A 16,027-nucleotide genomic window follows, 5' to 3' on the forward strand; every position below is an offset into this window, starting at 1 on the left:
TAGCTTAAAGCCCATTTAGATAAAATCCTTAATCGTTCTTTTATCGTAAAAAAGACAATTTGATATAAGGAAAAACAATGAGCGATATCATCGCATACAAACTAAATGGCGAAATAGTCGATACACAAAGTATCGCAGGGCGTGAGAGTGGTGCTGAGCCTATCTATTTTGACAACTCAAAAGAAGCACTACACGTTATCAGACACTCCTGTGCGCACCTCATGGCACAAGCTATCAAGTCACTCTATCCAAAGGCGAAATTCTTTGTCGGACCAAACGTAGAAGATGGGTTTTATTATGATTTTAGAGTTGATGATGAGGGCACAAAGCTAGGCGAGAGCGATCTAGCTGCGATCGAAGAAAAAATGAAAGAGCTTGCTGAGAAGAAATTTGACATCGTAAAAACCTGCTCAACCAAAGCTAATATGAGCGATAAATTTAAAGATGACGACCTAAAACAAGAGGTCTTAAAAAGAATCCCAGATGGCGAAGTGAGCAGCTACTCACAAGGTGATTTTGAAGATCTTTGCCGCGGACCACACGTACCAAATACCAAATTTTTAAAATTTTTCAAACTAACACGCGTGGCTGGAGCTTATCTTGGTGGCGATGAGAGCCGTGAGATGCTAACTAGAATTTATGGCACAGCTTATGCAGATAAAGAGAGTTTAAAAGAGCATATCCGCATAATCGAAGAGGCTAAAAAGCGTGACCATAGAAAACTTGGTACAGAGATGAAGCTATTTACTTTTGATGAAGAAGTGGGTGGTGGCTTACCGATCTGGCTACCAAACGGCGGACGCTTGAGATCAAAACTAGAGCAAATTTTATACAAAGCTCACCGCGACCGCGGCTACGAGCCAGTGCGTGGGCCTGAGCTTTTAAAGGCCGACGTGTGGAGAAGAAGCGGCCACTACGCAAACTATAAAGAAAATATGTACTTTACGACGATCGACGAGGCAGAATACGGCATAAAGCCGATGAACTGCGTCGGCCACATCAAGGTATATCAAAGCGACATCCGCTCGTACCGCGATTTGCCACTTAAATTTTTTGAATACGGCGTCGTGCATCGCCACGAAAAAAGCGGCGTTTTACATGGACTTTTTAGAGTTCGAGAATTTGCACAAGATGACTCACATATCTTTTGTATGCCAAGTCAAATCAAAGAAAATATCCTAGAAATTTTAAAATTTGCTGGCAAGATAATGGAAAATTTTGGCTTTCATTACGAGATGGAAATTTCAACCAAACCTGCAAAAGCGATCGGCGGGGACGAAATTTGGGAAACTGCTACAAAAGCGCTAAAAGAAGCGCTTGATGAAAACGGTTTTAGATACGGTATCGACGAGGGCGGTGGCGCATTTTATGGACCAAAAATCGACATCAAAATCACCGACGCGCTTAAGAGAAAGTGGCAGTGCGGCACGATCCAGGTCGATTTTAACTTGCCAGAGCGCTTTGATCTAGGCTACATCGACGCAAACAACGAAAGACAACGCCCCGTAATGCTACATAGAGCCTTACTTGGCAGTTTTGAGAGATTTATAGGAATTTTACTTGAGCACACTGCTGGTGAGCTACCATTTTTCATAGCTCCTACGCAAGTCGTCATCGTGCCTATTAGCGACGCACATTTAGACTACGCAAAAGAAATTTCACGCGAGCTAAGAAATATCAACATCGATAGCGAGATTGCAAGTAAAAATGAGAGTTTAAATAAAAGAATAAGAACGGCTGAAAAACAAAGGGTGCCTATGATAGTCGTGCTAGGTGACAACGAAGTAGCGAACAAGAGCATTGCGCTACGCGACAGACAGGCTAGGACGCAGAGTGATATGAGCTTGGCGGAATTTATAAATTTAACGAAGGAGAAACTTAGTGAGGTACATTTTTGAGTAAGGAAAATGAAGTATTGCTCAATGAGGACATAAGGGCGAGAGAGGTAAGATGTGTAGGGGATGATGGCACGGCATACGGTGTCATCTCAAGAGAAGAGGCTTTGGAGATCTCAAATAAGCTTGGGCTTGATCTAGTGCTTATAGCGCCAGATGCGAAGCCGCCAGTTTGCAAGATAATGGACTACGGCAAATTCCGCTATCAGCAAGAGAAAAAGCAAAAAGAGGCTAAGAAAAAGCAAAAAACCATCGAGATAAAAGAGATAAAACTCTCTGTCAAGATCGCCCAAAACGATATAAACTACAAGGTTAAACACGCAAGCGAGTTTTTGCAAGATGGCAAACACGTTAAATTTCGTGTATTTTTAAAGGGTCGCGAGATGAGCACTCCAGAGGCTGGCGTAGCCATGCTTGAGAAGGTCTGGGAGATGATCAAAGATGAGGCTGATCGCGACAAAGAGCCTATAATAGAAGGTCGTTATGTAAATATGCTTGTAACTCCAAAAAAGGGTTAAATTTTCACAAAGAGCAGGCTAGGGCTTGCTCTTTTTTCATTAAATTTTTAATACAAAAACTCATAAATAACTATTTTCAAAAATCCTATCATTTTTATATCTGTTAAATTTACGCAAAGGCGTTTGCAGGGTTGATATACCTTATGGTTAAATTTGATAGGCAAAATTTGGATGTGGTTTAAATTTAGTAAATTTTGGTCTTTACTTGCTGGAATTTACCCGCTTTGTTATCGCTCGCATAGGTGTTGTGCTGAAAAAAATCTAGGCAAATCGACTTTCTTGCGAGTTTATAAATTTTTAGTACTTGCGTGAGTATTTTTAAGCTAAATTTTGCCTAATATTTAGCTAAATTTGGTAATGGGATATAGCTTTAATAATGCTTTTTACAAAAAGCTTTGACTACTCTTGGTTTTATGTGGCGACCAAATTTGACGATAAATTTGCTTGTTCGTGGATTAAATGTAGCAAATTTTAATTTTTACTTACTAGAATTTGTTCCATCCTTTTTCCGCCAACCATTACATGGGCACTTTGCTGAAATTCGACTAGGCAAGAGCTCGCCTGAAAGAGTAAATTTGATAACTTCTTTCGAGTTGTAAATTCATGGTGCCTGTGCGAGTGTTATAAGCTAAATTTCGCCTAGTAGCTGTATAAATTTGCTAAAAAATCGCTTGTTTGTAGTTTAAATTTATAAAAGAGAATTTTAGGCTGGGTGAGCATAAATTTACTAAATTTTATAAGCCATTTCTTGGCAAAAATCAAATACCCTATAATCTGCTTGTATAAAATTTAGTGTTTGCTCATTCTCTACCAGAACTTCTTCATTTTGCCTTGCTATATCGATGCCAGCTAACACTATAAGAATTTCTCGATCGCAACGCGCCTGCTACAAATTTCTTCATCTTTAAACAGCTACACATAAACATACCTCTCGTACAATCAAGCAAAAGCATACATGGCAAAAACTTTCAAATTTGTTGCACAACCTCGCCACTCCACCATTTGCCACCACGCCAGCTTTTTTGACAAAATTTCTATTAAATGCTCTAAAAATAGTGATCTGCTCGCCACCTTAGTATCAATATTTTAAATTTAGGTGAGCTTCAAATCCACATATATCACACCACCGCGAATTTGTCAAAACGAACGCTGCATAAAATAATACTTCAAACTAGCGTAAATTTGATAGTTTGTCAGTAAAATTTGCCATACAAAAGGCAAATTCTTTTTTAACTAAAAGCCTAAAACTATTTCATATTGATTTGCATCCAAATTTAACTTGGACGCAAATTTATAGAGCTAAGAGCAAAATCAGCCCTACACGTATCCCTGATCTATCATCGCGTCGGCAACCTTTCTAAAGCCAGCGATATTTGAGCCAAGCACCAAATTTCCCTCGTCGCCAAACTCCTTGCTAGTCTCGTAGCTAAGCTCAAAGATATGATTCATGATGCCATGAAGTCTGTGATCTACCTTTTCAAAGCTCCACGCGGTCATGCCGGCGTTTTGCATCATCTCAAGGCCACTTGTGCCCACGCCGCCTGCGTTTGCCGCCTTTGCCGGAGCGAAGTAAAAATCCTTTTGCGCGAGCATGAAATTTATCGCATCAAGCGTGCTTGGCATATTTGCGCCCTCAGCCACGAAGCGACAGCCGTTAGCATAAAGCGTCTTGATATCGGCTAGGTGAAGCTCGTTTTGCGTCGCGCACGGAAACGCCCCGTCGCACGGCACGTCCCACACACCGTTTCTGCCCTCTTTATACTCGCTTACGCTTACGTATTTTGCGTTCGGTCTAAATTTGACGTATTCGCTAAGGCGCGCGCGTTTTACTTCTTTTAGCTCTTTAAGCACCGCTAGATCGATGCCTTCAGCGTCGTAAACGTATCCGTTTGAATCAGAAACCGTGATAGGCAGTGCACCTACTTGATAGAGCTTTTCTGCCGTGTATATGGCGACGTTTCCGCTACCGCTTATGCTGCACTTTTTGCCCTCTAGCCCAAGGCCCGCTTTTTGCAGCATGTTTTGCGTGAAATATACCAGCCCGTATCCGGTCGCCTCCGTGCGCGCTAGGCTACCGCCCCAGTTTAGGCCCTTGCCCGTTAGTATGCCGTCAAATCTACCCGTGAGCTTTTTATACTGCCCAAACATATAGCCTATCTCGCGCGCTCCCACGCCGATGTCGCCTGCGGGCACGTCCACGGTGTTGCCGATGTGGCGGTATAGCTCGCTCATAAACGCTTGGCAAAAGCGCATTATCTCGCCCTCGCTTTTGCCTTTTGGATCAAAGGTGCTGCCGCCTTTTGCGCCGCCGATATTTACGCCCGTGAGAGAGTTTTTAAAAATTTGCTCAAATCCAAGAAATTTTAGCACGCCAAGATCGACGCTAGGATGCAGTCTGATGCCGCCTTTATAGGGGCCCACAGCCGAGTTAAACTGCACGCGGTAGCCGTTATTTACCTGCGGTCTGCCGTCGTCACCCGTGTACGTGACGCGAAAGATCACCGTGCGTTCAGGTATGACGATGCGTTCTAGGATCGCGTGTTTTTGGTACTTGCTCTCTCTTTTTATAAGCGGCTCGAGGCTGTTTAAAACCTCGGTCGCAGCCTGGACAAAGACGCCTTGACCCGGATTGGTCTTTTTTATCCACTCCATCGTTTTTTCGATGTACTCGCTCATTTTGGCTCCTATTCGTCAAATTTTCGTAGTTGAATATTAACTCTCCTAGAAAAAATTTTTATTTAAATTTATTTTTATATTTTTATTTTAGGCGATGAGCGTTACATATCGAAACTAAATTTATGAAATGTGATTTTTGTTTCGATCACTAGGATAAATTTATAAAAGAGGATTTGGCTAGAGTGAGTCTAAATTTACTAAATTTGCGCCATCTCTTGCCAGAAAGGACGTGCTGTGTCGTCTGCTCGGACAAAATTTAGGATATGCTGGGTTGATGGCAGTGTTTCTTCATTTAACCTTGCTATATCGATGCTAGCAAGTGCTATGAAAAATTTCTCAAAGTCGCTTGCGATGCATCTACCGCAAAGCTCCTCATCTCCAAAGAGCCATGCATAGACCGCGCCACTCGTGCAATCAAGCAAAAATATCCACGGATCACCCGCAGCAAAAACTATCAAATTTAAAGGGCGAGCTTTACCTTGCCACCATTTGCCGCCAAACTTAGACCACGATCTTCATAAATTTAAAAAGCTGGCAGAGATAACTAAGAAAACTAGCAATCACTAAATGTGAGATGTTATAAAGGATTAATGATAAGGTAAATTAGCTTGGTAAAGCCGCGTAGCCCATAAAAGAGATTTATAACGACGCTAAAACATACGAAATTGAGGGCTTTTGCGTGCGAATGAGCTCGCCATTTATGATGGAGTGTAAAGAAATTTTGGGCGGAGCAGAGCTCAAAAGCGAAGCAAAAGATGAAAATTTAAACGCTAATTTGCCGCCCAAAGAGCAGGGCGCAAGGATAGGCAAGACCATCTGGCGGCTAAAGCTTGGCGCATATCTCTACACGCCAGTTTGTCTGAATGATGGGGTGCTTTACTTTGGTACCGCTGGCAAGGGCGGAGATCTATACGCTGTTGAGGTAAAAAATGGTGAAGTGATATTTAAATTTAAAACAAGTGGCGCGGAGCATTTTACTTGGACTAATGGTCAAATTTTGTTCGCAAATCATAAAAAATAAGCCAGTTTTGATAAGTGCTACAAATGGCTTGCTTTTAAAAGAGATAGAGTTTGAGAAATTTAGACTTAGTGCAGATCAGATCATGCTAGCAGGCTCTACGCTGTGGTAAATGATAAAACTAAGACGCACGCAGTTTGCGCGAGAATTTAGCTTTGGCGAAATTTATCGCCAAAGCCGTAGTGTGAGATAAATTTATCTCTTCTTTTTATATCTTTTTATCGCCTCTACGATGACTTCTTCTAGGTCGTCGTTTGGCTCTTTATTCATATCATCATAGGTGTTTTCAAGGATAGTTTTTAAGTTTTTCTCAACGTAGCTAGTATCGAAAAATCCTCGTCTAAACTCCTTGCTTTTGCTAATCGTTAGCAAAAATGGGATGATCGTTCGCACGCCTTCGATGGTAAATTCTTCAAGTGCTCTTTCAAGCTTATTTACCGCTAGGTCGTAATCGGTTGCCTTTACGATCAGCTTTGCGATTAGTGAGTCATAAAATGGTGGTATGGTGTAGTCTTTATAGACGTGGCTATCGACACGTACAGATGGGCCAAGAGCTGGGTAGTAGCCCTCGATCGTGCCTGGTGCTGGGATGAAATTCTCCCAGACATTTTCAGCCGTGATCCTCGCCTCTATCGCGTAGCCGCGTGGTTTGATATCGCTTTGCTCGATCTCTAGTATCTCGCCAGCTGCGATCCTTATTTGCCTAACGACTAAGTCGTGGCCGGTGATCTCTTCAGTGATGCCATGCTCCACTTGGATACGAGTGTTCATCTCCATGAAGTAAAAGTTATTGTAGTCATCTAGCAAAAACTCGATCGTTCCTACGTTTGAGTAGCCCACAGCCTTTGCAGCAGCCACTGCGGTCACGCCCATGATCTTTCTTAAATTTTCGCTAATTGATGGGCAAGGTGCGATCTCGATGATCTTTTGGTGGCGCCTTTGGATAGAGCAGTCACGCTCGCAAAGGTGGATGATATTGCCGTAGTTGTCACCTAAAATTTGAAACTCGATGTGACGAGGATTTACGACAAGCTTCTCCATAAAAACTTCATCGTTGTTAAAGTAGGTCTTTGCCTCTCTGGTGCACGACTCAAAGGCATCTTGCATATCTTCTTCTTGCCAAACTTCTCTGATACCACGTCCGCCACCGCCACCACTTGCTTTTAAGATGACTGGATAGCCGATGCGTCTAGCGTGCTCTTTTATGGCATCCATACTCTCGTCATTTAGCTTTTCTGTGCCTGGAACGATTGGTATGCCGTTTCTCTTCATTAGGTATCTTGCGATGTTTTTATCACCCATTTTTCTTATCACTTCAGCCTTTGGACCGATAAAGATAAGCCCAGCATCCTCAACCGCCTTTGCAAATTCGTAGTTTTCGCTTAAAAAGCCGTATCCTGGGTGTATCGCGTCAGCCCCGCACTCTTTAGCAAGCTTTACGATAGCTTTGGCGTCAAGATAACCTTTGATCGGATCTTCGCCCACTTGATAGGCCTCATCAGCGATCCTTACATGCAAGCACTCGCTATCTGGCGCTGTGTAAATTCCTACGCTTTGGATGTGTAAATCCCTACAAGCTCTGACTATCCTAACTGCGATCTCACCACGATTTGCAATAAGAATTTTATGTATCATAGGCTATCCTTTTTGAGTTTTTCCTATCATATAACTATTCGTTTTATTTTTAGATAAATTTATTAAGTCTGGTTTTAAAATTTGAGTGCAAAGGCTAAATTTACACTCAAATTTTTCTATCTATTGATGATTTGTGGAAAAGGTGTAGCTAGGGCTTTTTTGCTAAAATCTTGCGACTCGATCGTGAAATTTGTAGCAAATCTTTGAATGCCCTCTTTTTTATAAGCGCGCCTTTGGATGGTAAAAAGGACTAAATTTCCGCCTTGCTTGGTGTAGCGATATATCGAGTGCTCGGCTGTTGGCACGCCATTTAGGTTTGAAAATATCGTGATATCAAGATAAATTTCATTTGCGAGCGAGCCCTTTTTATAAGCCACTTTTAGCCCTTTTGCCTTTAGCTCTTTTAGATCATTTATCTTTTGCTCGACTGCTTGCTCGACTGTAGCGTCAAATTTAAGCGTATTTAGCGAGAGCATGTAGCTAAAACTCTCTAGCTTTTCGCCAGGGAGCAAATACTCCTGTGTGAATAAATTTGGCACAGGCTTGGCTGAATATGCTAGTGAATATAGTCTGTTGTCAAATTTTATCTGCACTGGCTCAAAGTACTGAGTCGCTGCAAGCAAGAGTGCTGGCAAAGCGATAAATACTAAAAGTTTCTTCATCAAATTCCCTTAAAATGGATTTACTATCATTACCCAGATAATGATAAGCATCGCAATAGTTGGCACTTCGTTGTAAGCTCTAAAGAAGATGCCACTTTTGTTACAGCGTTTTTCTTTGAGCTGCTTCATGTAGCGTCCAAGGTCTAGGTGATAGATAGCCATTAAGATGACAACTAAAATTTTGACGTGGATGTGACCAGTTTTTATAAGATCAGGCATCGCGATAAGTATCAAAATGCCAGTGACAAATGAGCCAATGAGTGCGACCCAACCGATGTAGTGATACATCTTATACTCCATCACCTCGACCACTTTTACAAAGTCAGGTTTGTCCATATTTTCTACGTGATAAACGTAGAGCCTTGGCTGATAAAACAGCACTGCCATCCACGAGATGAAAAACAAATAGTGGAGGTATTTTAAGTAAAGATAATATTCTGCCATAACGTCTCCTTATCTAAAAAGTATCTCTTTTCTAGCTTCAAATTCAGCCTTGCTAATGGCACCACTCTCAAAAAGCTCGTATAGCCTTTTCAAGTCTTCTTCCTTATCTTTTAGCTTTAGCCTCTCTTTTAGCTCGGCCTTTTGTAAATTTTTCTCGACATAAGCGCCAACCAAAAATGCATCGATTAGCCACCAAATGCCCCAAATAGCCAAGAATAAATAACCAACGAGGATGATTTGTAAAGAGTAACCGATAAAAAATAGTCCCATCATCAAAAAACCAGTGATAAATTTACCAAGGTAAATTCTATGCGCTCCAAGCCAGCCAGTAAATAGCCAAAGTGCGTAGGCAACATAGATGTTATTTCCCACTCTCTCTCCTTTTTCTAAAACTTTGCCAAAGTATTATCACCACGCAAAGGTCGATCATCACATCAGCGAAGTTAAAGACCGCAAAGTTAAACCACTTATGCCAAAAGACATAATCCACGACGCCACCATGGATAAATCTATCTGTGATATTTGAGCTGCCAGCTCCTAGCAAAGCTCCAAGCCAAATGGCATGCGAGCAAAGCAGTTTTTTCTCAACAACTAGATAGACAAAAACGCCTAAAATGAGGGCTATCTGGATAAATTTCAGCCACTCATCTAAAAAGGCAAACATCGAAAATGCAACGCCCTTATTATATGTAAGAACTAGCGAAAAAAACTCGCCGTCCCACGAAAAACCATCTATAAATATCATCTTTATCGCTTGATCAACGATAAAAATGACAAAAAACGCGATGAAAAATTTGACTAAGTTTTTACGCATTTAAGGCTTTTATGAAAAATTTCTCAACTTCATCCATGCGTTTTTCAACTAAAGTTTGATTTTTACCCTCAAGCAAAAGTCTGATCAAATTTTCAGTGCCAGAGTATCTAAAGAGCGATCTTATGCCTTCTTTTGCAAGGCTAGCCTCAAGCTCTTTTAGCCCCTCTATCTTATCAAGCGGCTTTTTCTCTGTGATCTTTAAATTTAGCAAAATTTGTGGATACGGCTTTAGCTCTCCAAAAATTTCGCTAGCTTTTTTACCTTTTTTAAGCATCATCGCGACAACTTGCATCGAGGTAACAAGGCCGTCGCCAGTCTTGGCGTAGTCGTTAAATATGACATGACCGCTTTGCTCTCCGCCAAAATTTATGCCATTTTCTTTCATCATCTCAAGCACGTATTTATCGCCTACATTTGAGCGAAGTAGCTTGATCTTGTGAGCTTTTAGATAGTCATCAAGCGCGGCGTTACTCATTACTGTAGCCACGATAGCTCCACCTTTTAGCGCCTTTTGCTCGTGTAAAAATGCTGCAAGTGAGCCAAGTATCGCGTCGCCATGCACAACTTCGCCGTTTTCATCGACAACGACAAGCCTATCAGCATCGCCGTCAAATGCAAAGCCGATGTCAGCACGAAGCCTTTTTACCTCGCTTGCTAGATCTTCTGGGTGAAGCGCACCGCAGTTTTGGTTGATATTGCTACCATTTGGCTCGTTGTTTATGACGATGACATCAGCTCCAAGCTCGCTAAATACAGTTGGTGCGACCTTGTAAGCAGCTCCGTTTGCCACGTCTAAAACTACTCTTAAATTCTTTAAATTTAGCTCTTTTGGGAATGAATTTTTGATCTGGACGATATATCTGCCGATAACATCGTCGATCCTCTTGTTTGCACCGATCTCTGTCATCGTTTTTTGGGCGTTTGCGATGAGCTCATCGTCGTAGAAGATTTTTTCTATCTCGGCCTCTATCGTCTCATCAAGCTTGTTGCCAAAGCTATCAAAAAATTTGATGCCGTTATCGTAGTATGGGTTGTGTGAGGCGCTTATCATTATACCAGCGTCACAGCGCATATTTTCTGTTAAAAATGCGATCGCAGGCGTTGGCATAGGGCCTATTTGAAGGACGTTGTAGCCAACTGCAGTTAGCCCTGCAACGATGGCAGTTTCGATCATATAGCCACTTTTTCTAGTATCTTTTCCAACTAAAATCACATTTGTCGCTGAAGTCTTTCTAAAATAAATTCCAGCAGCCATTGCAAGGCGCATAGATGTTTGAGCTGAAAGCTTTTCGCCAGCCTTACCACGAACTCCGTCTGTTCCAAAAAGTTTCATCAATTTATCCTTTTTATTATAAAATTGTGCTATTTTATCAGAATTTACCTAATTTAAAATCTAAAATTTTACTTTCATTAAGGATGACTTAAATTAAGGTTAAATTTATTATATCTTTAATATAATCACCGACTAAAATTATTCAAAAAGGTATATTATGGCAAACCATAAATCTGCTGAAAAAAGAGCTAGACAAACTATAAAAAGAACAGAAAGAAATAGATTTTACCGCACAAGACTTAAAAATATAACAAAAGCAGTGCGTGTAGCTGTAGAAGCTAAAGATCTAAATGCTGCAAATGAAGCTTTAAAAGTTGCTAATAAAAGTATCCACAGCTTCGTAAGTAGGGGCTTTTTGAAGAAACAAACTGCTGCTCGCCGTGTTAGTCGTCTTGCACAATTAGTAAATACTCTAAAAGCTGCCTAATCTATAAAATTTAATGTTTGCTGATAAACTTCATCCATTTTTGGATCGCTATAATGAAATTTCTACGCTTCTTAGCGATCCAAATATAGCAAACGATATCGAAAAGATGACAAAGCTCTCAAAAGAGCAATCATCTATCGAACTAGTCGCAACTGCTGCAAAAAAATATCTACAAATTCTAAACGACATCGAAGAGAATAAAGCCCTACTTGAGGACTCTGAACTTGGTGAGCTTGCAAAAGACGAGCTTAAAAATTTAGAAATTTCAAGAGAGAAGCTTGAAGAAGAGATCAAAATTTTACTTCTTCCAAAAGATCCAAACGATGATAAAAATATATTTTTAGAAATTCGCGCAGGCACTGGCGGCGATGAGGCTGCACTATTTGTTGGAGATCTTTTTAACGCTTACATCAGATACGCAGAGCTTCGTGGATATAAATTTGAGATCGTTAGCCAAAGCGAAGGCAATACTGGCGGCTTTAAAGAGATCATCGTACTTATAAAAGGCAAAGGTGCTTACTCAAGACTAAAATTTGAAGGCGGCACGCATAGGGTTCAGCGTGTACCAGAGACTGAGAGCCAGGGCAGGGTGCATACTTCGGCTGTGACTGTGGCTATTATGCCAGAGGTCGAGGATAGTGAGATCGAGATCAATCCAAATGATATAAGAGTCGATGTGATGAGAAGCTCAGGTCACGGCGGTCAGTCAGTAAATACAACTGATAGTGCCGTTAGGATCACGCACATACCAACTGGACTTGTTGTCACAAACCAAGATGGCAAGAGCCAGCACAAAAATAAAGAAGCTGCGATGAAGGTGCTAAAAGCTAGACTTTACGAGATGCAAGAGCAAGAGAGACTTGCTAAAGAGACTAGCGAGCGCAAGAGTCAGGTCGGCACTGGAGACCGCTCAGGTAGGATAAGAACTTATAACTATCCGCAAAACCGCATAAGCGATCACCGCATAAATTTAACACTTTATCGCCTTGATGCGATCATGGCTGCAGGGCTATTTGACGAGATCATTGAGCCGCTTATCACTCACTATCAAGCAGAAGCGATGCTTGAAGCTGGCATTTAAGTTTTTAAATTTACACTTCAAATTTTATATTTTTTCTTTATCTAAAAACATTACTTTAACTTAAAAATATCTTTAAATTTATCCAGCTTTAAAGCCAAATTTACAAGAATTTTACAAAAATAGATATTTAGAAGTAGTAGTTAGTAATATTTTTTCTCGTTTTTTTTAAAATAATATAAATTAAATTTTTAGATTTTATTTCTCAAATAGCGATTTATAGGGCATTTAAAAGTATAAAATTTTTATTTTTGATATTATAATTTTGTATAAATAGCTTTTAAGTTTTGCTTAATAATTCTACCTTACAATTTCACCATAATTTAATTCAAAACAAGGAGACAAAATGTCAATAAGTGCAAGAAATCAACTAAATGTTGAGATCACAGAAGTAAGAACAGGTGCGGTAAATTCGCTAATATCTGCTAAGCTTGCAGGTGGTGAAGTCCTAAAAGCAACTGTAACAGTTGATAGCGAGAAAGCTCTTGATCTTAAAGTTGGTAAAAAAGCTATATTTTTATTCAAAGCTTCAAGCGTTATCGTTTCAAAAGATGACAGCATCAAGCTTAGTGCAACAAACCAAATCAAAGGTGTTGTTAGCGAGATAAAAGACGGAGCTGTAAATGCTGAAGTTATTATCGATGTAAATGGAAGTAAAATTTCTGCTATCATCACAAGAGAGTCAGTTAGCAGCCTAGCATTAAAAGCAGGAGATAAAGTAACTGCAATTATCAAAGCAACTCAAATCATAGTTGGTGTTAAATAATTTACGGAGCAATTTTGCTCCGTTCTTCTAAACAAAATTTCATTCTTAAGCTAAAATCTAAAATACTCTAAAAATTATCAGCCAAGTTATAAATTTAAAGAAGTCGTAGTGAATATTTTTAAAGCTATTTACTTAAAAATTTTATAGCTAAAATTTATATTATTTTTTTACTTTTATAGTCTATCTGCCATTTTAAGCAGAGCGTAGCACGTCAAAAGTTTACCACACAAAGCGGCCTAAATATCAATACAAAAGCCCAAGTCATAAGCTCTCAAACGGGCTATGCCTATACCAAATCTATATGTAGCTGGTGAGATCACAGGTGGCGTTCATGAGCCACAGCCGTCTAGGGTCGTCGTGATAACTGACCGCTTGACATTTAGCATGATTACTGCTGAGAGTATCAGTTAAAAAGATGTGGCAGGCGTTTGCTCACCACTATAAATTTTTAAATCTATAAACTCCGTTTTTCACTCGCTCGAAAATTTTCTTCTCTTCAAGCAGCTTAAAGGTATTTATTACGGTTGGTTTGCTGACATCTAGCTTTTCACAAATTTCTGAAATTTTTACTACAATAAAGCCATTTTCATCACAGCTTTTAACTAGCAATTTTATAATTTCTACCTTTTTCTCGCCAATGATTGCCTTATAAATTTCTTCATTCATACTAGCTCCAAATTTTATATCCTATTGCCACGCACCAAAGCGCGCCACATAAGAAATTTGCGATCATCACAGCTGCACTTCCTGCATCTTTTGCCGCCTTTGCTAGGGCGTGATAGTCTGGGCTTGCAAGATCAGTTACTCGCTCTAAGCCAGAGTTTAGGCACTCGCAAACTAGCACAAATGCCATGCTAAAGATCAAAAATAGATTAAAAACAAGGTCAAAATTCCAAAAAAATAGCGAGATCGTAGTTACCAAAAATATATAAATTTCTATTCGAAAGCTCTTTTCATTTTTAAAAATTTCAGCCAAGCCCTCTCTTGCGTAGCCAAAATTTTTAAAAAATTTATACTCTGGCTGGTTTCTCATAATTTTCCTTTTTGCGATTTTTGGCATAATTATAATTAAAAAAAGGATGAAATTTGAAACTTATTAGCTGGAATGTAAATGGCCTTAGAGCACTTGTAACAAAAGATGGTTTTGCATGGCTTACGGAGCAAAAGCCTGATTTCCTGGCACTTCAAGAGATTAAAGTTAAAGAAAGTGATGTGCCAAAAGAAATTTATAACCTTGGCTTTAAAGATATAAGCGTAAACTCAGGCGAGAGGGCCGGATACTCTGGTGTGATGAGCCTAGCAAATTTTGACATTTCTACACAAAAGGCAGCCTTCTTTGATGACACGGAGGGGCGTGTTTTGGAGCATAGATTTGGCGATATTGTACTTTTTAATATCTATTTTCCAAACGGACAAAAGGATGACGAGCGCCTAGCCTATAAAATGGACTTTTACGAGAAATTTCTAGCTTACTGCAAAGAACTTGTAAAAAGCGGTAAAGAGGTGATATTTTGTGGCGATGTAAATACCGCTCACCGCGAGATCGACCTTAAAAACCCAAAGGCAAACTCTAAAACTTCAGGCTTTTTGCCTATCGAACGAGCATGGATAGATGAGGTGCTAAAAAGTGGCTTTATAGATACCTTTAGATCTATAAATGGCGATATTACGGACGCTTATTCGTGGTGGAGTTACCGCTTTAACGCAAGGGCAAAAAAAGTCGGCTGGAGAATTGATTATTTCTTTATTTCACAAGGATTAAAAGATAGGCTAAAAGACGCATTTATCTTGCCAGAGGTCACAGGCAGCGATCACTGCCCAGTTGGGATAGATATAGAAATTTAGCCACTATTCCATTCTGCGGGGCTTGCCTAATAAGAAACCTTGTGCGTAAGGTATTCCAAAATTTTTGATTTGGTTTAAAATTTCTTCTGAGCTTGCGAACTCGGCTACTATTTTGTAGCCTTGTTTTTTTGCAAAGCTTACGATGGTTTCTACTAGAACTCTAGCATTTTCGTCAAATGGAAGCTTTTTTATTATCGAGCCATCTATCTTTATGGTGTCTATATCAAGCTCCAAAATTCGGTAATAGTTTGAGTATCCTGAGCCAAAGTCATCAATTGAAATTTTACATCCATAGCCCTTGACACGTTTTATAAAAGAATTTACCGCAACATAGTCGCTAAGCTCTTCGCTCTCTAGCATTTCAAAGCAAATTTTATTAGGATCTTTGCACTCGATTAGTTTATTTTCTATAAGCTCTCTCATACTAGCGTCAGCTATGTCTGTATTAGATAAATTTATAGAAAACATATAATCTGGATATCTTTTAGCAAGATCAAACGCAAGACTTATCACCTTTTTGGTTATTTGCGGATATAGCTGAGTTTTCATAGCAATATCTAAAAATTCGCCCGGATAGTGTATCTTGCCATTTTGATCAATTATACGAACTAAAACTTCATAATATTTTGCTTCGGTTTCATTTTCTTCTAAGTTAAAGATGCCTTGTGCTTCTACGATGACTCTATCGTTTTCTAACGCATCTTCGATTAGCTGAACTGCCAGCTGGTTTTTGTGATATTTCATCTCAATGGCGTCATTTTCTAGATAGTAGTAAATATTGCTACCATTTTCTATTGCGAGCTGATTTGCAAGGACTGATTGCATTAGGCGGTTAGTTTGTGGGGTATCGTTTGGCAATGAAACACCAAACACCATCTTTATGCCTGGTAAATTTTCAAATTTTTCATCAATAGCG

The 16,027-nt window shown here is 39.8% G+C and carries 19 protein-coding genes; 8 read left to right on the forward strand and 11 right to left on the reverse strand.

The features are described 5' to 3' along the window. Positions 1–77 precede the first annotated feature (77 nt). Positions 78–1,898 carry a threonine--tRNA ligase gene (gene thrS, locus F3H01_RS08310; protein WP_149725461.1) on the forward strand — a complete coding sequence of 607 codons (1,821 nt, stop codon included), beginning with the start codon at positions 78–80 and terminating at the stop codon, positions 1,896–1,898. Continuing rightward, positions 1,895–2,413 carry a translation initiation factor IF-3 gene (gene infC / locus F3H01_RS08315; protein WP_087586816.1) on the forward strand — a complete coding sequence of 173 codons (519 nt, stop codon included), beginning with the start codon at positions 1,895–1,897 and terminating at the stop codon, positions 2,411–2,413. Before thrS ends, infC begins: the two co-directional genes overlap by 4 nt. Before the next feature lie 1,317 nt (positions 2,414–3,730). Here infC and gdhA read toward each other — a convergent pair. Next, the gene (gene gdhA / locus F3H01_RS08320) at positions 3,731–5,089 is read right to left on the reverse strand and encodes an NADP-specific glutamate dehydrogenase (RefSeq protein WP_149725462.1); all 1,359 of its coding nucleotides are present in this window, start codon (positions 5,087–5,089) and stop codon (positions 3,731–3,733) included. A gap of 197 nt (positions 5,090–5,286) precedes the next feature. Further along, a complete protein-coding gene (locus F3H01_RS08325) occupies positions 5,287–5,547 on the reverse strand; it encodes a hypothetical protein (protein WP_188116368.1) in 261 nt (86 codons plus the stop codon). Between the two features lie 221 nt (positions 5,548–5,768). Here F3H01_RS08325 and F3H01_RS09495 point away from each other — a divergent pair, with 221 nt between their 5' ends. After that, positions 5,769–6,110, forward strand: a complete 342-nt coding sequence (locus F3H01_RS09495; protein ID WP_508610227.1) for a hypothetical protein — start codon at positions 5,769–5,771, stop codon at positions 6,108–6,110. A gap of 192 nt (positions 6,111–6,302) precedes the next feature. Here F3H01_RS09495 and F3H01_RS08335 read toward each other — a convergent pair whose 3' ends face one another. From F3H01_RS08335 to glmM, 6 genes are all read right to left on the reverse strand, one after another. Next, positions 6,303–7,742, reverse strand: a complete 1,440-nt coding sequence (locus tag F3H01_RS08335) for an acetyl-CoA carboxylase subunit A (RefSeq protein ID WP_054195976.1) — start codon at positions 7,740–7,742, stop codon at positions 6,303–6,305. Between the two features lie 116 nt (positions 7,743–7,858). Beyond that, the gene (locus F3H01_RS08340) at positions 7,859–8,404 is read right to left on the reverse strand and encodes an HI_0983 family protein (protein ID WP_149725463.1); all 546 of its coding nucleotides are present in this window, start codon (positions 8,402–8,404) and stop codon (positions 7,859–7,861) included. 9 nt (positions 8,405–8,413) lie between these two features. Continuing rightward, entirely contained in the window at positions 8,414–8,848 is a 435-nt protein-coding gene (locus tag F3H01_RS08345) for a HemJ family protein (protein WP_004317437.1), read from the reverse strand. A 9-nt stretch (positions 8,849–8,857) separates the two neighbouring features. Then, complete coding sequence (locus tag F3H01_RS08350; RefSeq protein ID WP_149725464.1) at positions 8,858–9,220, reverse strand: NINE protein; 363 nt, start codon at positions 9,218–9,220, stop codon at positions 8,858–8,860. Further along, on the reverse strand, positions 9,210–9,662 hold the full coding sequence (gene lspA / locus F3H01_RS08355; RefSeq protein ID WP_149725465.1) for a signal peptidase II: 453 nt from the start codon (positions 9,660–9,662) through the stop codon (positions 9,210–9,212). Before lspA ends, F3H01_RS08350 begins: the two co-directional genes overlap by 11 nt. After that, positions 9,655–10,995 carry a phosphoglucosamine mutase gene (gene glmM / locus F3H01_RS08360; RefSeq protein ID WP_107797477.1) on the reverse strand — a complete coding sequence of 447 codons (1,341 nt, stop codon included), beginning with the start codon at positions 10,993–10,995 and terminating at the stop codon, positions 9,655–9,657. Before glmM ends, lspA begins: the two co-directional genes overlap by 8 nt. Positions 10,996–11,152: 157 nt before the next feature. Here glmM and rpsT point away from each other — a divergent pair, with 157 nt between their 5' ends. The 4 genes from rpsT (at position 11,153) to F3H01_RS09600 (ending at position 13,677) form a co-directional block, all read left to right on the forward strand. Next, complete coding sequence (rpsT, locus tag F3H01_RS08365) at positions 11,153–11,422, forward strand: 30S ribosomal protein S20 (RefSeq protein ID WP_004317319.1); 270 nt, start codon at positions 11,153–11,155, stop codon at positions 11,420–11,422. 13 nt (positions 11,423–11,435) lie between these two features. After that, entirely contained in the window at positions 11,436–12,503 is a 1,068-nt protein-coding gene (gene prfA / locus F3H01_RS08370; protein WP_149725466.1) for a peptide chain release factor 1, read from the forward strand. Positions 12,504–12,846: 343 nt separating this feature from the next. Continuing rightward, positions 12,847–13,266 carry a TOBE domain-containing protein gene (locus F3H01_RS08375; protein ID WP_149725467.1) on the forward strand — a complete coding sequence of 140 codons (420 nt, stop codon included), beginning with the start codon at positions 12,847–12,849 and terminating at the stop codon, positions 13,264–13,266. A gap of 282 nt (positions 13,267–13,548) precedes the next feature. Continuing rightward, positions 13,549–13,677: a hypothetical protein gene (locus tag F3H01_RS09600; protein ID WP_262483526.1), complete on the forward strand. Its 129-nt coding sequence runs from the start codon at positions 13,549–13,551 to the stop codon at positions 13,675–13,677. Between the two features lie 27 nt (positions 13,678–13,704). Here the strand turns inward: F3H01_RS09600 and F3H01_RS08385 are convergent, their stop codons facing one another. Together F3H01_RS08385 and F3H01_RS08390 are read right to left on the reverse strand one after the other, a co-directional pair. Continuing rightward, a complete protein-coding gene (locus F3H01_RS08385; RefSeq protein WP_149725468.1) occupies positions 13,705–13,932 on the reverse strand; it encodes a replication/maintenance protein RepL in 228 nt (75 codons plus the stop codon). A gap of 1 nt (position 13,933) precedes the next feature. Then, positions 13,934–14,299 (reverse strand): diacylglycerol kinase, encoded by a 366-nt coding sequence (locus tag F3H01_RS08390; RefSeq protein WP_021090215.1) that lies wholly within the window; start codon positions 14,297–14,299, stop codon positions 13,934–13,936. A gap of 53 nt (positions 14,300–14,352) precedes the next feature. On the opposite strand from F3H01_RS08390, the gene F3H01_RS08395 reads away from it, so the two are divergent. Continuing rightward, positions 14,353–15,111 (forward strand): exodeoxyribonuclease III, encoded by a 759-nt coding sequence (locus F3H01_RS08395; RefSeq protein WP_149725469.1) that lies wholly within the window; start codon positions 14,353–14,355, stop codon positions 15,109–15,111. Positions 15,112–15,114: 3 nt separating this feature from the next. Here the strand turns inward: F3H01_RS08395 and F3H01_RS09500 are convergent. Further along, positions 15,115–16,027, reverse strand: a 913-nt coding sequence (locus F3H01_RS09500; RefSeq protein ID WP_223155396.1) for an EAL domain-containing protein, incomplete at its 5' end; no start/stop codon positions are given.

This window comes from Campylobacter concisus (genome assembly GCF_902460875.1).
Classification (GTDB): domain Bacteria; phylum Campylobacterota; class Campylobacteria; order Campylobacterales; family Campylobacteraceae; genus Campylobacter_A; species Campylobacter_A concisus_AA.